The following is a 20,295-nucleotide window of genomic DNA, read 5'->3' as shown; positions in this document are numbered from 1 at the left end:
TTGGAGGAGCGAGCGCCCAGGCGTGCAGATCGCCGGGTCCCCACCCTTGCCGCCCCTTTCATCCCTTCTTCATAATGGAACGCGACTTCCCCGGAGCGTGCGTGCAGGTTTTTCGAGCCAGACCCTTCTGGGCAGCGACCGCCATTGCCTTGTGGCTGCCGTCCGCCACCCTCGCGGCGTCGCCGTCCACCCCCAAAAAGGCGGAGCGCGAGGCGCTGAAGAACGCCCTCGTCCAGGTGATGCAGCGCACCGCGCTCAAGAGCAGCCGCGTCGGCGTGCACATGCAGAGCCTGGACGACGGCTCCGTGGTGTTCAGCCACAACGCGGACGAGCTGCTCAACCCCGCCTCCAACGTGAAGCTCGTCACGTCCTCCGCCGCGCTCGTGGCCCTGGGGCCTGAGTTCCGCTACGAGACGGAGTTCCTCGTCGAGCCGGAGCTGCCCGCGGACGGCAAGGTCAAGACGCTCTACGTGCGTGGCAAGGGCGACCCCACCATCACCACCGAGCGCCTCTACGGCATCACCTCCGAGCTGCTCCACGCCGGCCTGCGCGAGGTGCAGGAGATCGTCGTGGACGACTCCTGGTTCGACCCCGAGCGCACCCCGCCCGGCTATGACCAGGAGGACTCCGACCGCGCGTACATGGCGCCCACCGGCGCGGTGAGCCTCAACTGGAACGCGGTGGCCGTCTACGTGCGCGCCGGGACTGGCGGCAAGGCCGTGGTGGACATGGAGCCGCCCAGCGACTTCTTCGTCGTGGACAGCTCCGTCACCAGCGGCCCCGGCCGCGCGCGGCGCGTGTCCGTGAAGTCCGACGCGCTCGGGGACCGGCAGAAGATCATCGTGAAGGGACAGGTGCCCGACGAGCGCGGCGCCGTGAGCGTCTGGAAGAAGATCGACAGCCCGCCCCTGTACTTCGGCGGCACGCTCAAGCAGCTGCTCATCTCGCGCGGCGTGAAGGTGAAGGGCAAGGTGAAGCAGGGCCTGACGCCCTCGCGCGCCCGCGTGGTGTACGTGGCCCAGTCGGACACGTTCGACATCGTCCTCAAGCGCCTCAACAAGCTGTCCAGCAACTTCGTCGCGGAGATGCTCCTCAAGACGATGGGCGCGGAGCTGCGCGGCGCGCCGGGCTCGTTCGCCAAGGGCGTCGACGTGGTGGAGGAGTTCCTGGAGCGCGACGTGGGCCTGCCGCGCGGCACCTACGTGATGAAGAACGGCAGCGGCCTCAACGACGCCAACCGCTTCTCCGCCGCGCAGATGAACCGGCTCCTGCGCCACATGTACGAGCGCTTCCCGCTGGCCCCGGAGTACCTGTCCTCGCTGGGCATCGCCGGCAAGGACGGCACGCTCAAGTACCGCTTCGACGGCACGGACGCCGTGGGCCGGCTGCGCGCCAAGACGGGCACCCTGGAAGGCGTGTCCGCGCTCAGCGGCTACGTGCAGTCCGCGGGCGGGGAGAAGTTCTCCTTCTCCATCATGGTCAACGACTACGCGGGCCGCGCGGGCCCCGTCGTCGCGGGCATGGACGCGCTGGGCGCGGCGGTGGCCGCCACCGGCTCCTCGCTGGGGCCGGGCACCGCGGTGGCCGCGCTCGGTGAAGGGCCCAAGGTCGTCGCGGGCGCCACGGCGGACGTCGCCAACCGCATCAAGACGTACCTGGAGCTGGGCAAGCAGCGCGACCAACGCAACATCGGCTTCCTGCGCACCGCGTGGCGCAGCGAGCGCGACCCCGCCGTGCGCGCGGTGCTGGCGGAGAGCCTCTACCAGTCCAACCCGCACGACTACCTGGGCACGCGCACGCTGCTGGACAGCTACTCCGCGGGCGACGACGTCTACGGCCGGCTGCGGCAGGTGGCGCACACGCTGGAGGTCGGCGTGCCCGGCGTCAGCTCCATGGTGGAGCTGGCCGCGGGCGGCAACACGGAGGCCCTGGCCCGGGTGATGGAGCTGTGCCGCGCCTCCGCCCTCTCCGGCGACGTGGAGGCCCAGGGGGAGATGGCCAGCGGCATGGGCGAGGTCGCCCGCACGGCGCCCCAGGAGCTGGTGGCCACCCTGCGCGCCTCCAGCCCCGCGGAGCGCGACGCCGCCACCACGCTGCTGGCCCGGGGCCTGGTGCGCAACGGCGACACGGAGCACCCGTTCTGGAAGTCGCTGCGCAAGCTGGGCGCGACGGGCACGGACCCCCAGGTCGCCAGCTTCGCCAAGGGCCTGGACACCACCCTCACCACCAAGTCCGCGGAAGCCCGCGCGATGAAGGCCCAGCCCGTGGAGGTCATCGCCCCCGCGTCCGCCACCCCCGGCGCGCCCACCACCGCGGAGTCCCGCCCCGGCGGGTAGCAGCACCTTCTCCTCCCGCCGCCCACCGCCCGTCCAACCCCCCGGAATCCCGGGGCTTCCCGCCTGGGGGACGGGCGGGCGTGCGTCCGCGCGTTCCGTGGCCGGTTTCTGGCCGGGGGAATGTCAGTGGTGGATGCTATGGCCTGAAGGACCTGTCGGGGCGTGTGTCCTCGCGGGTTGTACCTGGCCCTTGGTGGGCCAGGTCTCGGTAGGGAGGAACCATGGCTGGAGGCGTGAACAAGGTCATTCTCATCGGCAATCTCGGCGCGGACCCCGAGGTGCGCTTCACCCCGGGCGGTCAGGCCGTGGCGAACTTCCGCATCGCCACGAGCGAGAGCTGGAACGACAAGAACGGCCAGAAGCAGGAGCGCACCGAGTGGCACCGCATCGTCGTCTGGGGAAAGCTCGCGGAGCTGTGCGGCGAGTACCTCAAGAAGGGACGGCAGTGCTTCGTCGAGGGCCGGCTGCAGACGCGGGAGTGGATGGATAAGGAGAACAAGAAGAACTACACCACCGAGGTCGTCGCCACCTCCGTGACCTTCCTCGGCGGACGTGACGCCGGCGAGGGCTACAGCGGCGGGGCCAGCTCCGGCGGCTCCGGTGGCGGGCGCCGCTCGCAGGGCAACGGCGCCCCCGCTCGCGGCGGGGACGACTACGGCCAGCCCCCCATGGGCATGGACGACGGCGGCATGGGCGGTGGCAGCCACGGCGGCGGCGCGGACGAAGACATCCCGTTCTGACGCCCTGGGCGACACCCCCTGAAAAGCGAACCGGCCGCTCCTGGAAGTCAGGGGCGGCCGGTCGTGTTTCCGGGGTCCGACGGCGGCGTCCTGCTCAGCCGCCGACGTCCAGGCCCGCGGGGCTGTAGGCCGCGCCAGCGGTGTAGAGGGCGTAGATGCTGCCCCAGGCCATGGCCAGCAGGACGAGGAAGAGGATGATGGTGACGGGCTCCAGGCGGCGCATGGAGCGGTCGCTGGCGACGATGCCCCAGCTCATGGCGAAGGTCTGCAGGCCGTTGGCCAGGTGGTACGCGGTGCCCAGCGTGCCCAGCAGGTAGACCATCAGCGTGGGGCCGTGGTGGTGCATCTCCCGCGCGATGTCGGAGAACGGCTCCGCGTGCCCCTCCATCAACCGCGGCTGCAGGAAGGCCAGCCAGATGTGGGCGCCCAGGAACGCGAGCACGCCCAGGCCGGCCACGCGCTGCACCAGGTACTTCAGGTTGCCGTAGTAGTTGTACTGCAGGTTGTTGGGCTTGAAGCTGAACATGCGCACCAGGCCCCACGCCGTGTGGATGAGCAGGGGCAGCATGACGATGATGAACGTGAACGCCTGGGCGAACGGGTTCGCGTACTCCGTCACCGACTCCTGCCAGGCCGCCGCGCCGCGGAAGGCGGCCAGGTTGTCCCACAGATGGTTGATGACCCAGATGCTCAGGGGCACCACGGCGAGGAACGAGCCCAGCCGCGACTTCAACAGGGGCGTCCGGTCGGTGATGGCTTCGGCGGTGGCTTGGGTGCTCATCGAGTCTCCAGCGCGGGCGCGCGGATGGTGGGGTGGAGGAACCCCCGCGCGCCCAAGTCAGGGCCAGTGCGACGGCCAGGAGGCGGTTTATAGCTGTTCCGTAGCGCTGGCTGGATTTCTTCCGCATCCGGGCATGCCCGGGCGTGCCAGCCGGGGCACACCGACTCATAAGCCCCGCCGATGCCATCCCCCTGGCCCGGCTGCTGGCAGGCGCGCGGGCGGCCCGCCCCCGCCCCACTTTCACAGGTGGGCACGGACGGGTGGGGCGCGCTAACAAGCCTCCTCATGCCCGATGAGCTCGTCAGTGGATTGTTGAAGGCTTCGGACCTGCGGCTGATGCTGGCCACCACCAGCGTCCTGTCCCGCGAGGCCCGCGCCGCGCACCAGAGCATGCCGGCCTCCGCCGCCCTGCTGTCCCAGGGCCTCACCGCCGCCGCCCTGATGGGCGCCCTCCGCAAGGGCACGGACTCCCGGATCAACCTGCAACTGGAGTGCGACGGCCCCCTGCGCGGCCTCTTCGTGGACGGCGACGCGAACGGCGTCGTGCGCGGCTACGTGAAGAACACGCTGGTGGAGTACGTGGGGACTGAAGGGAAGTACCACTGGCGCCCCGTGCTGGGGAACCACGGCTTCCTGTCCGTGCTGCGCGACCAGGGGGGCGGCGAGTACTACCGCTCGTCCGTGGAGCTGGAGCACTTCGACCTGGTGGCGGACCTGGAGCGCTACTTCCACCAGTCGGATCAGGTGCCCTCGCACCTGCTCATGGCGCAGCTGCCGGGGGTGGTGGACGGCAAGGAGGACCCCCTGGGGACGGTGGTGGGCCTGCTCGTGCAGCCCCTGCCCAATGGGGACAGGGACGCCTTCCAGGCGCTGGGCACCCGCCTGCGGGCGCAATTCCAGACGGCGGTCCAGGCCCACGCGGAGGACAGCGCGACGACGCTCCTGCGCTCGCTGGTGCCGGAGGCGGACCTGGAGGTGATGTCGCGCTACCCCCTGCGCTTCACCTGTTCGTGCAGCCGCGACCGCGTGAAGCTCGCCCTGCTCGCCATGGGCAAGGAGGAGCTGCAGGACCTGCTGGAGAAGGAAGGCCAGGCGGAGGCCACCTGCCAGTTCTGCACGACGCGCTATGTCATCCCGGGCGCGGAGATTTCGCAGATGCTGGCCGAAGGCAGCGTCTGAGCCCGCGCGCCCCGGCGCTCCCCGGGCGCCGGGGAAGCCCGGTGTCTTGAAGACAAACATCCTCCGGCACCGGAGGATGTTTCAGCGCCCCACCCCCGTTGGGGGAGCAGGCGCGGCGGTTGTGGCGGGTGCGCGGTGCCCGGGATATGACAGAGGTCGCCGCACCTCACCCGGAGCTTTCGCCGTGGCCACCAAGCGGGCAGCGCCTGGGCCGAAGTCCCAGGACCAGCGCAACCCTTCCCTGAAGTCCCCGACGCCGTCCGACTCCCAGAAGCAGGGGGCGGAGCGGATTGTATCCATTCCCAATGACATGGTGCTCGCGCCCCAGGTCGAAGCCCCGCGCCAGCCCACCGGCCGCGACCAGTCCCGCCAGAAGTCCAACGGCGTGGTGGAGCTGACGTGGGCGGAGTTCGACCGCTCCGTGCAGAAGCTGGCGCGCACCATCCGCCAGGCCTGGGAGCCGCAGCTGGTGGTGGGCGTGGCCCACGGCGGCGTGTTCGTGGGCGGAGCGCTCGCGGGGGCGCTCGGCGTCAAGTTCTTCCCCGTGCGCATCAGCCGCCGCAGCCGTGACAAGGCGGACCGCGCGAAGAACCGCGCCCAGCAGCCCCAGGTGAGCGACGAGATGCCCCTGGAGCTCAAGGGCTGCCGCGTGCTCATCGTGGACGACATCGCGTCCAGCGGGGACACGCTGGAGCTGGCGACGGCGCTCGCGCGCAAGGTGGGCGCGAAGGAAGTGAAGACGGCGTGCCTCGTGGCGCGGCCGGAGGGCTTCACGCCGGACCACGTGGGCATGTCCACCGACTCGCTCTTCGTCTTCCCCTGGGACTACGAGCCCGTGATGGCCGAGGCGCACTTCGACGACGACCCCGACAAGGCCGGGGCCTAGTCGGCCGGCCGGGGGCCCTGGTCGGCCAGGGGCCCCGGCGATGACGGAAGGGCGCTGACGCGGCGATGATCATCGGGACGGCGGGGCACATCGACCACGGCAAGACGTCCCTGGTGAAGGCGCTGACCGGCATCGACACCGACCGGCTCCCGGAGGAGAAGCGGCGGGGCATCACCCTGGAGCTGGGCTTCGCGCACCTGCCCCTGCCGGACGGGCAGGTGGCGGGCGTGGTGGACGTGCCCGGCCACGAGCGCTTCGTGAAGGCCATGGCCGCCGGCGCTGGCGGCGTGGACCTGGCGGTGCTGGTGGTGGCCGCCGACGAGGGCGTCATGCCCCAGACGCGCGAACACCTGGACATCTGCCGGCTGCTCGGCGTGAAGGCGGGCGTCGTCGCGCTCACCAAGGCGGACCTGCTGGAGGGGCTGGGGGACGACTGGCGCGCCCTGGTGGAGGCGGACCTCGCCGCGCTCACCGCGGGCACCTTCCTGGAGTCCGCCTCCGTGGTGCCGGTGTCCTCCAGGACGGGCGCGGGCCTCGCGGACTTGAAGGCGGCGCTCGGCCGCGCGGGAGGCTCGCTGCCGGCGCGTCCTTCGGAGGGCCCCGCGTTCCTGCCGGTGGACCGGGCCTTCAGCATCAAGGGCTTCGGCACGGTGGTGACGGGCACGCTCCTGTCCGGTGCTCTCACGGTGGACGACGCGGTGTCGCTGCTGCCCGCCGGTCCCGGAGCCCGGCCGGGGCCGCTGCGCGTGCGGGGCGTGCAGGTGCATGGCCGGCCGGTGACGCGCGTGGAGGCCGGGCAGCGCGCGGCGGTGAACGTGACGGGCCTGGAGCCCGGGGACGTGCACCGGGGCGGGGTGCTCACGCGCGCGGGTGAGCTGCCGGAGACGTCCATGCTGGACGTGGAGCTGGCGCTGCTGCCCGCGGCCGGCTCCCCGCTGCCGAAGCGCCGCAAGCTGCTCCTGCACCTGGGCACCGCGCAGGTGGAGGCCACGGTGGCGCTCCTGGACCTGGAGTCGCTGGCCCCCGGGGAGACGGCGCTCGCGCAGCTGCGGCTGGCGGCGCCGGTGGGCGCGCTCGTGGGGCAGCGCTTCATCCTGCGCGGCTCGCGCGCGCTGCCGGGCCGGGGCGCCACGGTGGCCGGAGGCCGCGTGCTGTCCATCACCCCGCCGCGCCGTCGCCGGGGGGCGTCCGCGGTGGTGCGGCCGCTGGTGGAGGCGGACGCGGCCGGGCAGGTGGCGTGGCTGCTGCGGCAGGCGGGCTACGCGGGGCTCACGCAGACGGAGCTGTTCGGCCGCTCGGGGCTCTCGCAGAAGGTGCTGGCGCGCACGCTGGAGCTGCTGGGGGCGAAGGGCCAGGTGCTGCTGGTGGACCGCGAGCGGCGGCTGTACGTCTCCCAGGAGGTGTTCGAGGGCCTGCGTCAGCGCTCGCTCGCGCTGCTCGCCGCGTTTCACGAGCGCGAGCCCATGCGCGAGGGCCTGTCGCGCGAGGAGCTCCGCCAGCGGCTGTCCGCGCAGTTGGACGCGCGCCTCTTCCAGCGCGTGGTGCAGGCGCTGGGGGACGCCGGGAAGGTGGACGCGGAGAAGGACCTGGTGCGCCTCCAGGGCCGGGGCCGCACGCTCACGCTGGGGGACGAGGCCGCGCGCATGCGCCTGTCGGCGGAGCTGTCCGCGGCGGGCCTCGCGCCTCCCACCGCCACGGAGCTGGCCCAGAAGCTGGGGTTGCCACCGGCGAGGCTCCAGGAGTTGATGAAGGTGCTGGTGGCGCAGGGCACGGGGGTGCGCGTGAGCGAGGAGCTGTGCTTCGACGCGAACGCCCTCGCGGGGCTGCGCGAGCGGCTGGTGGCCCACCTGCGGGAGCAGAAGGAGATCACCACGCAGGGCTTCAATGACCTGGTGGGACAGAGTCGCAAGTTCATCATCCCCTTGTCGGAGTACTTCGACCGGGAGAAGGTGACGTTGAGGGTGGGTGACAAACGGGTGTTGCGCCGCGGATGAGTCCCAAGACCTACAGCGAGCAGGCGCTGCGCGCCCTGGTGGAGCCCTTCGCCAACCCCGTGCTGGTGCTGGACGGGGAGGGGCGCGTGCGCGTCTGCAACGACGGGTACGCCGAACTGCTGGGCCTCCCCCGCGACCAGGTGGAGGGCCACTCCTTCCTCGACTTCGTGCAGGCGGAGGAGCGCAGCCGCCTGGCGGAGCGCTACCAGCGGCTGGCCACGGGCTCGCCGCTGGACGGGCGCACGCAGCTCTACCGGGTGACCAGCACCCAGGGCCGCATGACGGAGGTCTCCGTGCAGGCCACGCAGGTGCGACTGGAAGGCGGGGGCTACGGGCTGCTGCTCTGCTGCCTCGTCCAGACGCAGCGGCCCCTGGAACTGGCGGTGGCGGAGCGGCTGGTGGACACGTCCGCGGGGCTCGTGTCCGCGCGCTCGGAGGAGGCGGTGCGGCGCGTGGCGCTGGCGGGCCTGGAGGGCGCGGGGTTCCGGGCCCGGCTGCTGCGCTGGGAGGGCACGCGGCTGGTGGTGCGTGACGGGGTGTCCCCGCCCGCGGACGCGCACCTGGCGCTGGAGGCGCTTTCGGACGGGCGGCCGGTGTTCGGCGGCGCGGACCACGCGGAGCCCACGCACGCGTACCTGCCGGTGGGCGGGCCGCAGTCGGAGGTGCTGTGGGTGGCGGGGCCGTGGGTGGCGCCCCGGCATGGCTCGGTGCTGACGCTGTTCGCGAAGGTGGTGGGCGCGGCGCTCGCGGACGTGCACCTGCAGGCGGACGGCGCCCGCAGCCGCTGGGAGGTGGAGGCGGTGGCGGAGATGGCGCGCTTCGTGGCGCAGCCGGTGCCTCCGCCGCCGGAGCGGTTCCTCGCCCGGGTGGCGGAGCTGCTGAAGGCCCAGGCGGTGGCGCTGCACCTGGTGCCGGCGCCGGGCCAGCCTCCCCAGCTCTCCCATCAGGTGGGGCTGGAGGACGAGGGCCAGGCCCAAGGCCAGGTGGGCGTCGGCGTGGACGTGGAGCGCCTCACGGCCGTGCTGGCGACCTCGTCGCTCCGGCTGGACGGGGGCGTGGTGTCCTCGGAGGTCCAGGGCCGCATGCTGGAGACGCTGTCCCAGGGCCGCTTCGGCACCGGAGCGGCGGCGCGGCTCACCCGGGGCGGCGAGGGCGTGGGCGCGGTGCAGGCGCTGCGCACGAAGGAGAAGCCCTTCGACGAGCGCGACGCGCGGCTGCTGGCCACGCTGGCGGAGCTGCTGGTGACGCTGCTGGAGCAGCGCCGCCTCCGGGCGGAGTCCGCGCGCCAGCTCACGGAGACGCGCCTGCTGCTGGACCTGGCGCGCACCACGTCGGGCGTGCTGGAGACGGCGAGCATCCTGGACGTCGCGTCCGACTTCCTCGTGCACCTGCTGGACGTGTCCAACTGCTTCATCCTGCTCTACGACGAGCAGGCCAAGGTGCTCCGGGGCGCGGCGGCGTCGGTGGCGCACCGGGACCTGTTCCGCACGGTGGTGGTGCCGCTCGACAGCGACGACCTGGCCGCGCGCGTGGCCCGGGAGCGCAAGCCCATCGCCATCGAGGACCTCACGCGGGGGGGCGCGTCCACCGGCACCGGGCTCGTGGAGCGGCTGGGGGAGAAGGCCCTGCTGGGCCTGCCGCTCACGTCGCGCGAGGAGCTCATCGGCGTGGTGATGGTGGACGACGTGCGCGGCCCCCGTCCCTTCGGCCCGGAGCTCATCGACCTGGCGGAGGCCACATGCGGACAGCTGGCCTTGTCCATCGCCAACGCGCGGCTGTACGAATCGCTGTGGGCCAGCTACGCGGAGCTGGCCGCCACGCGCGCGGAGATGGTGAAGCGCGAACGGCTGGCGGCCCTGGGCGAGCTGTCCGCCATCGTCGCGCACGAGGTGCGAAACCCCCTGGGCGTCATCTTCAACGCGGTGGCGTCGCTGCGGCGGATCATGAAGCCGGAGGGGGACGCCGCCATGCTGCTGGACATCGTGGGGGAGGAGAGCGACCGCCTCAACCGGATGGTGGGCGCCCTGCTGGACTACACCCGCCCGCGCAACCCGGTGCTCCAGAACGAGGACCTGCCGCGCGTGCTCCAGGACTCGCTGGAGGCGGCGAAGGCGCAGGGGGCCACGGAGCGGCCGGTGCGCATCTCCTCGGAGGTGGAGGAGGGCATGCCCCCGGTGCCCATGGACCGGCGTCTCATCCGCCAGGCCCTCCTCAACGTGGCCGTCAACGCCATCCAGTCCATGCCCCAGGGCGGCCAGGTGCAGGTGAAGGCCCGCCGCGAGGCGTACGGCGGCCGTGAACAGCTGCGCATCGACGTGATGGACCAGGGGCCGGGCATCCCGGCCGAGCTGCTCCACCGCGTCTTCGAACCCTTCTTCACCACCAAGGCCCAGGGCACCGGCATGGGCTTGGCCGTGGTGAAGCGCATCCTGGAGGATCACCGCGGCGAAATCGCCGTGGAGAGCGTGCCGGGACGCGGTACTACGTTCATCTTCCGGCTGCCCCTCACGCAGCCCCTGTCCTTTCCATGACCGACGCGACCACGCCGATTCCCCGAGGACGCATCCTCGTGGTGGACGACCAGCGCAACATGCGCGCCACCACCGCGCTGCTCCTGCGCGGTGAGGGCTACACCGTCTCCGAGGCCGCCACCGGCGAGGAGGCCCTGGGGGTGCTCGCGCAGGGCCAGGTGGACCTGCTGCTCACGGACCTGAAGATGGAGCCCATGGACGGGCTCACGCTGCTCAAGCGCGGGCTGGAGGTGTCCCCGCGCCTGCAGGCCATCATGATGACGGCCTTCGGCTCCATCGAGAGCGCGGTGGAGGCCATGCGCCTGGGGGCGTACGACTACGTCACCAAGCCCTTCAAGGAAGGTGAGCTGCGCTACCGCGTGGAGCGCGCGCTGGAGCGGGCCAAGCTCCAGTCGGCGGTGGACAACTTCGCCACCGAATTCAACCAGCGCCACGGCCTGTCCGCGCTGGTGGGCCGCAGCCAGGCGATGCGGGAGCTCACCACGCGCCTGCTGCGCGTCGCGCAGAGCGACGCCACCGTCCTCATCCAGGGCGAGAGCGGCACGGGCAAGGAGCTGGTGGCGCGGGCCCTCCACACGCACAGCCGGCGCAGCGGCCAGCCCTTCGTGCCCGTCAACTGCGCGGCCATCAGCGAGACGCTCCTGGAGAGTGAGCTGTTCGGCCACGCCAAGGGCGCCTTCACCGGCGCGGTGAAGACGCGCCGGGGCCTCTTCGAGGAGGCGTCCGGCGGCACGCTCTTCATCGACGAGGTGACGGAGACCAGCCCCACCTTCCAGTCCAAGCTGCTGCGCACGCTGCAGGACGGCGAGGTGCGCCGCGTGGGCGAGTCCACCGCGCTGCGCGTGGACGTGCGCATCGCGGCGGCCACCAACCGCGACATCGAGCTGGAGGTGCGCGAGAAGCGCTTCCGCCAGGACCTCTACTACCGCCTCAACGTGGTGATGCTGCGCGTGCCCCCGCTGCGCGAGCGTCTGGAGGACGTGCCCGCCCTGGCGGAGCACTTCCTGCAACGCTCCAACAACCGCAGCCCCCGGCCCCGGCGCCTGTCCGCCTCCGCCGTGGAGCACCTGATGACGTACAACTTCCCCGGCAACGTGCGCGAGCTGGAGAACCTGGTGGAGCAGGCCGCCGCGCTCGCGGAGGCGGACGAGCTGCTGCCCGAGGACTTCCCGCTGCGCCCCCAGGCCCGCGTGCTGCCGGCCGCCACCTCCACGGGCCTGCCCCCCACGGACGCCCGCGCCAGCGGTCCGGAGGCCACCGGCCCCACGCTGGCGGAGGTGGTGGAGGAGGCCGAGCGCCGCGCCATCGTCCAGGCCCTGGACCGCCACGGCGTGGACCTGGCCCGCGTGGCCGACGAGCTGGGCGTCTCCTCCACCACGCTGTGGCGGAAGATGAAGCGCCTCAACCTCCGGCCTCCCACCGGCGCCCCCCGCGAGTAGGTGCAGGTGACCTCCGGGGGCGGGTGTCCCGGCGGTGTCCCACCCCCCTTCAGGGTGAGTGCAGATCCGAAATCGGGCCCGTTCAAGGATGAAAAAAACAAACCCTTGGATTTGTTGGGGCTTTTCAAATCTGAAACCTGATTTCAGCCCTGCAATGCCGGAAGGGTGGGGGCGCAGTGTCGCCCTGTCGTCCAAGTGCCTGAGAACTCTAGAGTTTCGCCCCGCGAAGGGGCTGGCACGGCACCTGCTATAGCCCTGGTCCGGGACGCATCGAAGCGAGGCTGAAAGTGGTTCCCCCCCACCCTTTCAGCACTTCCGGTGCGTCACCTTGAGAAGACCCGCGGCCCGACACCCTCACGGGTGCCGGGCCGCCTTCTTTTCCGCTCCCTGAGCCCACGCCGCGCCCCAGCCGGTGGAGGCGCGGACACAGCGGTCTCCGTCCATTTCACTTCTGCAATGCACGCCGGCCCATGACGCCACGGGCCATGACGCGTGGGGCCACGCGTCACCCGCGTCACGCGGTGCGCCGCCCTCCTGCGTCATGGGCCACTCCGGTGGGGAGCCGGGCGCCGCCTTGACGGCCCCGCAACGACGACGCCCGCCGGGCCAGGGGCCGCGACGGGCGTCAGGTACCGCGAACCGCTGTCCGCGGGGACTACTGCCCGAACAGGGTGCCCGCCTGGGCGAGCCAGTCGGTGACGTGGCCGGGGAGGATGCCCAGCAACACCACCGCCACGGTGGAGATGACCAGCGCGGCCTCCGTGCCCCAGTTGCGCTCCAGCGGCTGCGCGCCCTCCGGGACGGGGTGCATGAACATGTAGACGACGACGCGCAGGTAGTAATACGCGCCCGCCGCACTGGAGAGCACCGCGACGATGGTGAGGCCCACGAGGCCCACGTCGATGGCGGCCTGGAAGATGAGCAGCTTGCTCATGAAGCCCACCGTCGGGGGGATGCCGCCCAGCGACAGCATGAAGGCCGCCATGGCGAACGCCCAGCCCGGCCGGCGCTGCGCGAGGCCCGCGAAGCGCTCCAGGTCCCAGGCAGTGCCCTTCTCCTCGTCCTCGCGGCGCTCCAGCGCGGACACCATGGCGAACGCGCCCGCCGCGCTGAAGGTGTACGCCAGCAGGTAGTACAGGATGCCGCGCAGCGCGTCCGAGCGGGCCACGTCCAGCGGCGTCCCACCCGTCAGCGACGACGCGGACAGCACGCGGAAGCTCTCGCCCGGCGCCGCGACGAACAGCGCCGCCACACCCAGCAGCAGGTAGCCCGCGTGCGCGATGGAGGAGTACGCCAGCATGCGCTTCACGTTGCGCTGCGGGATGGCCATCAGGTTGCCGGCCACCATGGTGAGCAGCGCCAGCGTGGCGAACAGCGTCAGCGGCAGCGCGGGGTCCATGCCCTTGCACACCGTGAGGAACACGCGCACCAGCGAGGCGAACGCCGCGGCCTTCACGCCCGCGCTCATCAGCGCCGTCACCGGCGTGGGGGCCCCTTCGTACACGTCCGGCGTCCACATGTGGAACGGCACCGCCGCCACCTTGAACGCGAAGCCCGCCGCGATGAGCACCGCGCCCACGTACACCAGGGCCGGGTTGCCGTTGAGCGCCTGCTGCAGCGGAACGACCATGTCGTTCAGCTTCGTCGTGCCCGTGGCCCCGTACAGCAGCGCCGCGCCGTACAGCAGGATGGCGGACGAGAAGGCGCCCAGGATGAAGTACTTGAAGCCCGCCTCGCTGGGCCGCGTGCCCCGGCGCAGGTACGCCGTCAGCGCGTACGTCGCGATGGAGAGCACCTCGATGTTGACGAAGATGGTGATGAACTCCGTCGACATGGCCAGCAGGCTCATGCCCGCGGAGGCGAAGAGCATCAGCGCGTAGAACTCACCGCGCTCCGCGCCTCGCTTGCGCAGGAAGCCCACCGCGCTCAGCGCCGCCAGCCCCAGGCCCACGCTCACCACCAGGGTGAGGAAGCTGGAGAAGGGGTCCAGGACGCCGAAGCCCAGGAACACCTCCTGGGGCGGCTCGAACATCAGGCCCACGGCCACGGCGCCGCTGGCCGCCGCCGCCGCGACGGTGAGCACCGCCTGGTAGCCACGGGACGCGGTGGCGGAGAGGAACACCTCCGACAGCAGCAGGATGGAGGCCGCCACCACCATGATGATGGCGGGCAGCAGGGGGAGGAAATCCGCCAGGGTGAGGTTTGGCAGGTTCATGGAGTCTTTCGGGGCCTACTCGCGCGCGGCGAGCGGCGCGGCGGGAACGGAGGGGCGGGCCGCGGCGGCGGTGGAGGGCAGCGACATCACCTCCACGCGCAGCTGGTCGTCCTTCGCCTGGGTGGCACCCGGAGCGCCCACGCTGGCGCGCGCCACGTAGCGATCCGTGGACGGGGCGATGCGCTCCAGGAAGGGCTGCGGCATCAGGCCCATCACCGCCACCAGGACGATGAAGGGCGCCGTGGTGAGCATCTCGCGCAGGTTCATGTCGCGCAGGTGCTGGTTCTCCCGGTGCGTGATGCCGCCGAAGAACACCTTCTGCACCATCCACAGCATGTACGCCGCGCCCAGGATGACGCCCAGGGTGGCGAACGCGCCGAAGCCCATGTGCAGGGTGCTCTTGAAGGTGCCCAGCAGCACCAGGAACTCACCGATGAAGCCGTTGGTGCCCGGCACCGCCACCGACGAGAACGTGATGATGACGAACGCCGCGGTGAACACCGGCATCACCTTGGCGATGCCGCCGTAGTCCGACATGAGCCGGGTGTGGCGGCGCTCGTAGAGGAAGCCGAACAGGAGGAACAGCGCGCCCGTGGAGACGCCGTGGTTCATCATCTGGTACGCGCTGCCCGTGGCGCCCTCGCTCGTGACGGCCAGCAGGCCCAGCATGCAGTAGCCCAGGTGGCTGACGGACGAGTACGCGATGAGCTTCTTGATGTCCCGCTGCGCCAGGCACATCAGCGCCCCGTACACGATGCCAATCACGGACAGCACCGCCAGGAACGGCCGCGCGGCCTGGGCCGCCACCGGGAACAGCGGAATCGCGAAGCGCCAGAAGCCGTAGGTGCCCATCTTCAGCATCACGCCGGCGAGGATCATGGAGCCCGCCACCGGCGCCTGCACGTGCGCGTCCGGCAACCAGGTGTGCACCGGCCACATGGGGACCTTGATGGCGAACGCCAGCGCGAACGCGGCGAACATCCAGGGCCCGTACGTGTGCAGCGTGGCGGCCAGCCCCGTCAGCGACGCGCAAGCGCCCTCCGGGCCGTTGGCGCACGCGGCGAGCTGCTGATTGGCGGCCAGCAGGTTGTTGTAGAGCGTGGCGTAGTCGAACGAGCGCGTACCCGGGGCACCGCTCACGAAGTACACCGCCACGATGGCCACCAGCATCAGCAGCGAGCCGACCAGCGTGTAGAGGAAGAACTTCACCGCCGCCATGCGGCGATCCTCGGCGCCCCACACGCCCACCAGCAGGTACATGGGGATGAGCATGGCCTCGAAGAAGATGTAGAAGAGCAGGACGTCCATCGACGCCAGCGCGCCCAGCATCGTCGTCTGGAGCACCAGCAGCGCCAGGTGGAACTCCTTGATGCGGTGCGAGATGTACGTGGTGGAGGCCAGCACCACCAGCGGGCCCAGGAACACCGTCAGCAGCAGCAGGCTCACCGCCAGGCCGTCCACGCCCAGGTGGTAGCTCATCCCGAACTGCTCGAACCACGGGACGCGGTACTCCATCTGGAACTCCGCTCCGGAAGGCTCGAAGCGGAAGTAGGCCCAGACGCCGAACACCAGGTCCAGCAGCATGCCCACGAACGTGATGGTGCGGACCTGCCCATGCTCCGTGGCGGGCAGCATCAGCACCAGCGCCGCGAACACGAGCGGCAGGTAGATGACGACGTTCAACAGGTGGGTGTCGAAGAAGCTCATGAAAGCACCTGCAGGAGGGCGTAGACCGCGCCGCCCAGGATGGCGAGCGCCATGATGGCGGCGTAGGCCTGCGCGTCACCCGTCTGGAGCCGGCGCAGCCCGAGGCCCACCTTCTCCGTCACGTAGGCGGTGCCGCGCACCAGCACCGTGTCGATGACCAGCGCGTCCACCACGCGGAAGAGGATGAAGGCCACGAACTTCACCGGCCGGATGAGGATGAACTCGTACAGCTCATCCACGTAGAACTTGTTCTGCGCCGTGCGGCGCACCGCGCGGGCGAACGCCGGCACCGGCTTGCCCACCTGGGCGGGGAAGAACTTCAGGTAGAGGAACGCCGCCGCCAGACCGCCGGACGCGGCCACCAGCCACGCGATGAGGTAGTCCATGAAGGCCGGCGCGCTGTTGTCCAGCGCCACCGTCTTGGCCACGCGGGCGACCGTCTCCGCCGGGCGGAGCACCGGGCTCAGGAAGTTCTCGAACAGCGGCTGGAAGCCGCCACCCGACCGGGGCATCAGCGGCAGCGCGTACACCAGCGTCACGACGCTGAGGAACGCCAGCACCACCAGGGGCAGCGTCATGAACCAGGAGCTCTCATGGGCGTGCGCCAGCTTGGCCTCGGGGGAGCGCTTGCCCGTGAAGGTCAGCAGGTACACGCGCGACATGTAGAACGCGGTGCACGCGGTGATGAGCAGGCCCATCGCGTAGACGAAGCCGGACACCCAGTGCAGGTCCTGCAGGTGGTTGTGGTGCACGCCGTGGAAGACGGCGTCCTTGGAGAAGAAGCCGGACAGCGGAATGATGCCGGTGATGGCCAGCGTGGAGACGAGGAACGTGGCGTGCGTCCACTTCATCTCCTTCCACAGGCCGCCCAGCTTCTTGATGTCCGTCTCGTCCCCGTTGCCGTGCATCACGCTGCCGGCGCCCAGGAAGAGGCAGGCCTTGAAGCACGCGTGCGTCACCAGGTGCAGCGCGGCCGCCCAGAAGACGCCCATGCCCACGCCCATGAACATGATGCCCAGCTGCGACACCGTGGAGTAGGCGAGCACCTTCTTGATGTCGTCCTGCGCGAACGCGATGAGCGCCGCCAGGAGCGATGTCAGCGCGCCCACGATGGCGATGGTCGCCATGGCGGTGGGGCTGAGCACCAGCAGCGAACTCATGCGGCAGAACAGGTACACGCCCGCCGTGACCATCGTGGCGGCGTGGATGAGGGCGGACACCGGCGTCGGGCCGGCCATCGCGTCCGGCAGCCAGACGTACAGCGGCAGCTGCGCGCTCTTGCCCGCCGCGCCCAGCAGGAACAGCAGCATGGTGGCGGTCATCACGCCACCGAAGGTGTAGCCCGCCAGCGGGCCCTCCTTGATGGGCGTGGACAGGGCCACCGCGCCGCCGACGCCCTCGGGCATGGCGAGGGCCATCTTCTCCAGGCCCTTGAAGGTGACGGGGCCCTTCGCCGACAGGCCCTGCTCGTAGCGGGACCGGGTGCTGCCCGCGGCGGAGTAGTCGCGCGCGTCCGCCTGGCGGTTGAAGGCGCCCACCGTGAGCACGAGCAGGAACGTGGCGATGAGGAACGCGAAGTCACCGATGCGGTTGGTGACGAACGCCTTGCGGCCCGCCCACGCCTTCGCGCTGTCCGTGTACCAGAAGCCGATGAGCAGGTAGCTGGCCATGCCGACGCCCTCCCAGCCCACGAAGAGCAGGACCAGGTTGTCGGCCATCACCAGCGTCAGCATCGCGGCGACGAAGAGGTTCAGGTACGCGAAGAAGCGCCAGTACCCGTCGTCGTGCTCCATGTAGCTGGTGGAGTACAGGTGGATGAGGAAGCCCACGCCGGTGATGACCAGCAGCAGGATGCCCGACAGGTGGTCCACCATCAGCCCGAAGTTCACGCGGAAGTCGCCCGCCGCGAACCAGGTGCCGTAGTCATGCGCGATGGCGTAGCGCACCACGTCCCGGTCGATGCCGAACGGGTTGGGCATGCTCACCACGCGCCCGCCCGCCGCGTCGCTGGTGGCCCAGAAGGCCATCAGGCTCAGCACGAAGGCGCCGGCGATGGCGGAGCACGCCACCAGGTGCACGTTCGCCCGGCCCAGCCACTTGCCGAACACGCCGCACACGAACGCGCCCAGGAGCGGCAGCAGGATGATCAATCCCAGCGAGGGTGCGAAGACCTCGGGGGGGATGGGTGCCGTTCTGAAGAATTCGACGATTCCGTCCATGGATGGGCTCAGGGAGTGACGGGATTCAGTGCTTCATCGTCCGGATGTCGTCCACGTTCACGGAGCCGCGACTGCGGAAGACCGCGATGACGATGGCCAGACCGATGGCCGCTTCCGCGGCCGCCACGGCGATGACGAAGAAGGCGGACACGTGCCCGATGCCGTCGCCGTGCATCCGCGCGAAGGCCAGGAACGTGAGATTGACCGCGTTGAGCATCAGCTCCACGCACATGAAGACGACCAGCGCGTTGGTGCGCACCAGCACGCCGAACATGCCCATGCAGAAGAGCGCGGCGGCCAGCAGGAGGTAGTAGGTGATGGGAACCATGTGCGGAAGCTCTTGGCTTTCAGGCGGACGGCTGCAAGAGCCCGCCCGCGCCATCTAGCAGAAGTTGTCCGAAGGCGGGGATCAGATCCGGGACTTGGCCACCACCACCGCGCCCACCATCGCCACCAGGAGCAGCAGGCTGACGGCTTCGAACGGGAGCAGCCAGGCGGTGAAGATGGACTGGCCGACGGCCGCGATGGTGCCGAACGTCGCCTGTTCCGGGAGGCTCAGGTCGGCGGGCATGGCGTTCGTGCGGCCGAGCGTCACGGCGAGCACGGCCAGCAGGCCGAACGCGGAGGCGCCGCCCAGGATGCGCGTCACCGTGGGGCGGCCGCGGTGGGGCGCGTCCCCCAGGTTCAGCAGCATGATGACGAACAGGAAGAGCACCATGATGGCGCCCGCGTAGACGAGCACCTGGATGATGGCCACCGTGTGCGCCCACAGGAGCACGTAGATGCCGGCCAGGAAGAAGAACGTCGACACCAGGGACATGGCGGAGTTGATGGGGCTCCGCGCAGTGATGACGAGCCCCGCCGACACCAGCGTCATGACGGCGAAAACGCCGAAGAGAACCAACTCAGTGTTCAAGACCAGTCTCCGTAGGAACCCCAGGGGTGCTCACCGAACGGGCAGCGCTTCTCCCGCAGGTGCGCCTCGAACTCGTCCCGGAACCGCATGAGGAAGGAGTGCGTGGGCAGCGCCGCCGCGTCGCCCAGGGCGCAGATGGTGTTGCCCAGGCCGATGGGCGGGTACGGCGCGATGGAGGATGCCACGTTCGACAGCAGGTCGATGTCGCCCGGCTCGCCCCGGCCCTCTTCAATCTTGCGCAGCAGGCGCGTCTGCCAGGGCGTGCCCTCGCGGCACGGCGTGCACTGGCCGCAGGACTCTTCCGCGTAGAAGCGGGCCACGCGCCACAGGCTGCGCACCATGCAGGTGGCGTCGTCCATCACGATGACGCCGCCGGAGCCGGCCATCGTCTGCTTCATCTTCAGCGCCTCGAACTCCAGCGCCACGTCCAGCTCGTCGGCGCCCAGCACCGGCGCGGAGGACCCGCCCGGGATGACCGCCTTCACCTTGCGGCCCTTGGGCATGCCCTGGCCGTACTGGTCGTCGTGGATCAGCTCCAGGATGGTGGTGTGCATCCCCACCTCGTAGACGCCCGGGCGGTTCACCGAACCCGACAGGCAGACCAGGTGCGTGCCGCCGGACTTCTCCGTGCCCAGCTTCGCGTACCACTCCGCGCCCTTCGCGAGGATGCAGGGCACGCTGGCGAGCGTCTCCACGTTGTTCACCACGGTGGGGCTGCCGAACAGGCCCACCACGGCGGGGAAGGGCGGCTTCAGGCGCGGCCAGCCCTTCTTGCCCTCCAGGCTCTCCAGCAGCGCCGTCTCCTCACCGCAGATGTACGCGCCCGCGCCCCGGACGACGTAGCAGTCCAGCTGGAAGTCCTTGCCCAGCATGGACTTGCCGAAGATGCCGGCCTTGTAGGCCTCGTCGATGGCCGCCTGGGTGCGCTCCGCCTGGAACTTGAACTCGCCGCGCAGGTACACGTAGCAGGTGTGCACGCCCAGCGCGTACGACGCGATGGCGATGCCCTCCAGCATCATGTGCGGGTCGTTCTCCAGGATGTAGCGGTCCTTGAAGGTGCCCGGCTCGGACTCGTCGCCGTTGACCGCCAGGTACTTGGGCTTGGGGCTGTCCTTGGGGACGAAGCTCCACTTCATGCCCGTGGGGAAGCCGGCGCCGCCGCGACCGCGGAGGTTGGACTTCTTCACCTCGTCGATGATGGCCTGGGGCTCCATCGTGAGCGCCCGCTTGAGCCCGTCGTAGCCACCGCGCTGCCGGTAGCTGTCCAGGGTCCAGGACTGGGGCTTGCCCCAGGCCGCCGAGATGACGGGTTCAACCGCCTTTGCCGTAGAGGCCATGGATGGGTGTCCTAG

General features: G+C 70.7%; 14 protein-coding genes. 7 read left to right on the top strand and 7 right to left on the bottom strand.

The genetic code is table 11. The features are described from left to right. The first annotated feature begins 101 nt into the window (after nt 1-101). Both dacB and OV207_RS33040 read left to right on the top strand, forming a co-directional pair. Entirely contained in the window at nt 102-2,336 is a 2,235-nt protein-coding gene (gene dacB, locus OV207_RS33045; protein ID WP_267559078.1) for a D-alanyl-D-alanine carboxypeptidase/D-alanyl-D-alanine-endopeptidase, read from the top strand. Between the two features lie 221 nt (nt 2,337-2,557). Further along, on the top strand, nt 2,558-3,076 hold the full coding sequence (locus OV207_RS33040) for a single-stranded DNA-binding protein (protein WP_193346804.1): 519 nt from the start codon (nt 2,558-2,560) through the stop codon (nt 3,074-3,076). A 94-nt stretch (nt 3,077-3,170) separates the two neighbouring features. Here OV207_RS33040 and OV207_RS33035 read toward each other — a convergent pair whose 3' ends face one another. Next, nucleotides 3,171-3,857, bottom strand: coding sequence for a succinate dehydrogenase (locus OV207_RS33035; protein ID WP_193346805.1), 687 nt, complete (start codon nt 3,855-3,857; stop codon nt 3,171-3,173). A 285-nt stretch (nt 3,858-4,142) separates the two neighbouring features. Between OV207_RS33035 and OV207_RS33030 the strand changes: the two genes are divergently transcribed. The 5 genes from OV207_RS33030 (at nt 4,143) to OV207_RS33010 (ending at nt 11,886) form a co-directional block, all read left to right on the top strand. Continuing rightward, complete coding sequence (locus OV207_RS33030; RefSeq protein ID WP_193346806.1) at nt 4,143-5,036, top strand: Hsp33 family molecular chaperone HslO; 894 nt, start codon at nt 4,143-4,145, stop codon at nt 5,034-5,036. A gap of 184 nt (nt 5,037-5,220) precedes the next feature. Continuing rightward, the gene (locus tag OV207_RS33025) at nt 5,221-5,922 is read left to right on the top strand and encodes a phosphoribosyltransferase (protein ID WP_267559073.1); all 702 of its coding nucleotides are present in this window, start codon (nt 5,221-5,223) and stop codon (nt 5,920-5,922) included. A 65-nt stretch (nt 5,923-5,987) separates the two neighbouring features. After that, complete coding sequence (gene selB / locus OV207_RS33020; RefSeq protein WP_267559071.1) at nt 5,988-7,916, top strand: selenocysteine-specific translation elongation factor; 1,929 nt, start codon at nt 5,988-5,990, stop codon at nt 7,914-7,916. Then, nucleotides 7,913-10,447: an ATP-binding protein gene (locus OV207_RS33015; protein ID WP_267559069.1), complete on the top strand. Its 2,535-nt coding sequence runs from the start codon at nt 7,913-7,915 to the stop codon at nt 10,445-10,447. The genes selB and OV207_RS33015 overlap by 4 nt, the downstream gene beginning before the upstream one ends. Next, entirely contained in the window at nt 10,444-11,886 is a 1,443-nt protein-coding gene (locus OV207_RS33010; protein ID WP_267559066.1) for a sigma-54-dependent transcriptional regulator, read from the top strand. Before OV207_RS33015 ends, OV207_RS33010 begins: the two co-directional genes overlap by 4 nt. Before the next feature lie 655 nt (nt 11,887-12,541). On the opposite strand, the gene OV207_RS33005 is transcribed toward OV207_RS33010, so the two are convergent. The 6 genes from OV207_RS33005 to nuoF form a co-directional block, all read right to left on the bottom strand. Further along, entirely contained in the window at nt 12,542-14,101 is a 1,560-nt protein-coding gene (locus OV207_RS33005) for an NADH-quinone oxidoreductase subunit N (protein ID WP_193346810.1), read from the bottom strand. 15 nt (nt 14,102-14,116) lie between these two features. After that, nucleotides 14,117-15,808, bottom strand: a complete 1,692-nt coding sequence (locus OV207_RS33000) for a complex I subunit 4 family protein (protein ID WP_193346811.1) — start codon at nt 15,806-15,808, stop codon at nt 14,117-14,119. Further along, nucleotides 15,805-18,027, bottom strand: a complete 2,223-nt coding sequence (gene nuoL / locus OV207_RS32995) for an NADH-quinone oxidoreductase subunit L (RefSeq protein ID WP_193346812.1) — start codon at nt 18,025-18,027, stop codon at nt 15,805-15,807. The genes OV207_RS33000 and nuoL overlap by 4 nt, the downstream gene beginning before the upstream one ends. 25 nt (nt 18,028-18,052) lie before the next feature. Beyond that, complete coding sequence (nuoK, locus tag OV207_RS32990) at nt 18,053-18,355, bottom strand: NADH-quinone oxidoreductase subunit NuoK (RefSeq protein WP_120535510.1); 303 nt, start codon at nt 18,353-18,355, stop codon at nt 18,053-18,055. Between the two features lie 81 nt (nt 18,356-18,436). Next, nucleotides 18,437-18,943, bottom strand: coding sequence for an NADH-quinone oxidoreductase subunit J (locus OV207_RS32985; protein WP_193346813.1), 507 nt, complete (start codon nt 18,941-18,943; stop codon nt 18,437-18,439). Then, the gene (gene nuoF / locus OV207_RS32980; RefSeq protein ID WP_193346814.1) at nt 18,940-20,280 is read right to left on the bottom strand and encodes an NADH-quinone oxidoreductase subunit NuoF; all 1,341 of its coding nucleotides are present in this window, start codon (nt 20,278-20,280) and stop codon (nt 18,940-18,942) included. Before nuoF ends, OV207_RS32985 begins: the two co-directional genes overlap by 4 nt. Nucleotides 20,281-20,295 lie beyond the last annotated feature (15 nt).

It is taken from the genome of Corallococcus sp. BB11-1, from assembly GCF_026626625.1.
Taxonomy (GTDB): domain Bacteria; phylum Myxococcota; class Myxococcia; order Myxococcales; family Myxococcaceae; genus Corallococcus; species Corallococcus soli.
This window is presented reverse-complemented; position numbering and strand designations above follow the sequence as displayed.

Coding starts and splice junctions, on each gene's coding strand:
- selB (WP_267559071.1), top strand. CDS start 5,988: ATGATCATCGGGACGGCGGGGCACATCGACCACGGCAAGACGTCCCTG.
- OV207_RS33005 (WP_193346810.1), bottom strand. CDS start 14,101: ATGAACCTGCCAAACCTCACCCTGGCGGATTTCCTCCCCCTGCTGCCC.
- OV207_RS33035 (WP_193346805.1), bottom strand. CDS start 3,857: ATGAGCACCCAAGCCACCGCCGAAGCCATCACCGACCGGACGCCCCTG.
- nuoF (WP_193346814.1), bottom strand. CDS start 20,280: ATGGCCTCTACGGCAAAGGCGGTTGAACCCGTCATCTCGGCGGCCTGG.
- OV207_RS33015 (WP_267559069.1), top strand. CDS start 7,913: ATGAGTCCCAAGACCTACAGCGAGCAGGCGCTGCGCGCCCTGGTGGAG.
- OV207_RS33030 (WP_193346806.1), top strand. CDS start 4,143: ATGCCCGATGAGCTCGTCAGTGGATTGTTGAAGGCTTCGGACCTGCGG.
- OV207_RS33040 (WP_193346804.1), top strand. CDS start 2,558: ATGGCTGGAGGCGTGAACAAGGTCATTCTCATCGGCAATCTCGGCGCG.
- nuoL (WP_193346812.1), bottom strand. CDS start 18,027: ATGGACGGAATCGTCGAATTCTTCAGAACGGCACCCATCCCCCCCGAG.
- nuoK (WP_120535510.1), bottom strand. CDS start 18,355: ATGGTTCCCATCACCTACTACCTCCTGCTGGCCGCCGCGCTCTTCTGC.
- OV207_RS33010 (WP_267559066.1), top strand. CDS start 10,444: ATGACCGACGCGACCACGCCGATTCCCCGAGGACGCATCCTCGTGGTG.
- OV207_RS33000 (WP_193346811.1), bottom strand. CDS start 15,808: ATGAGCTTCTTCGACACCCACCTGTTGAACGTCGTCATCTACCTGCCG.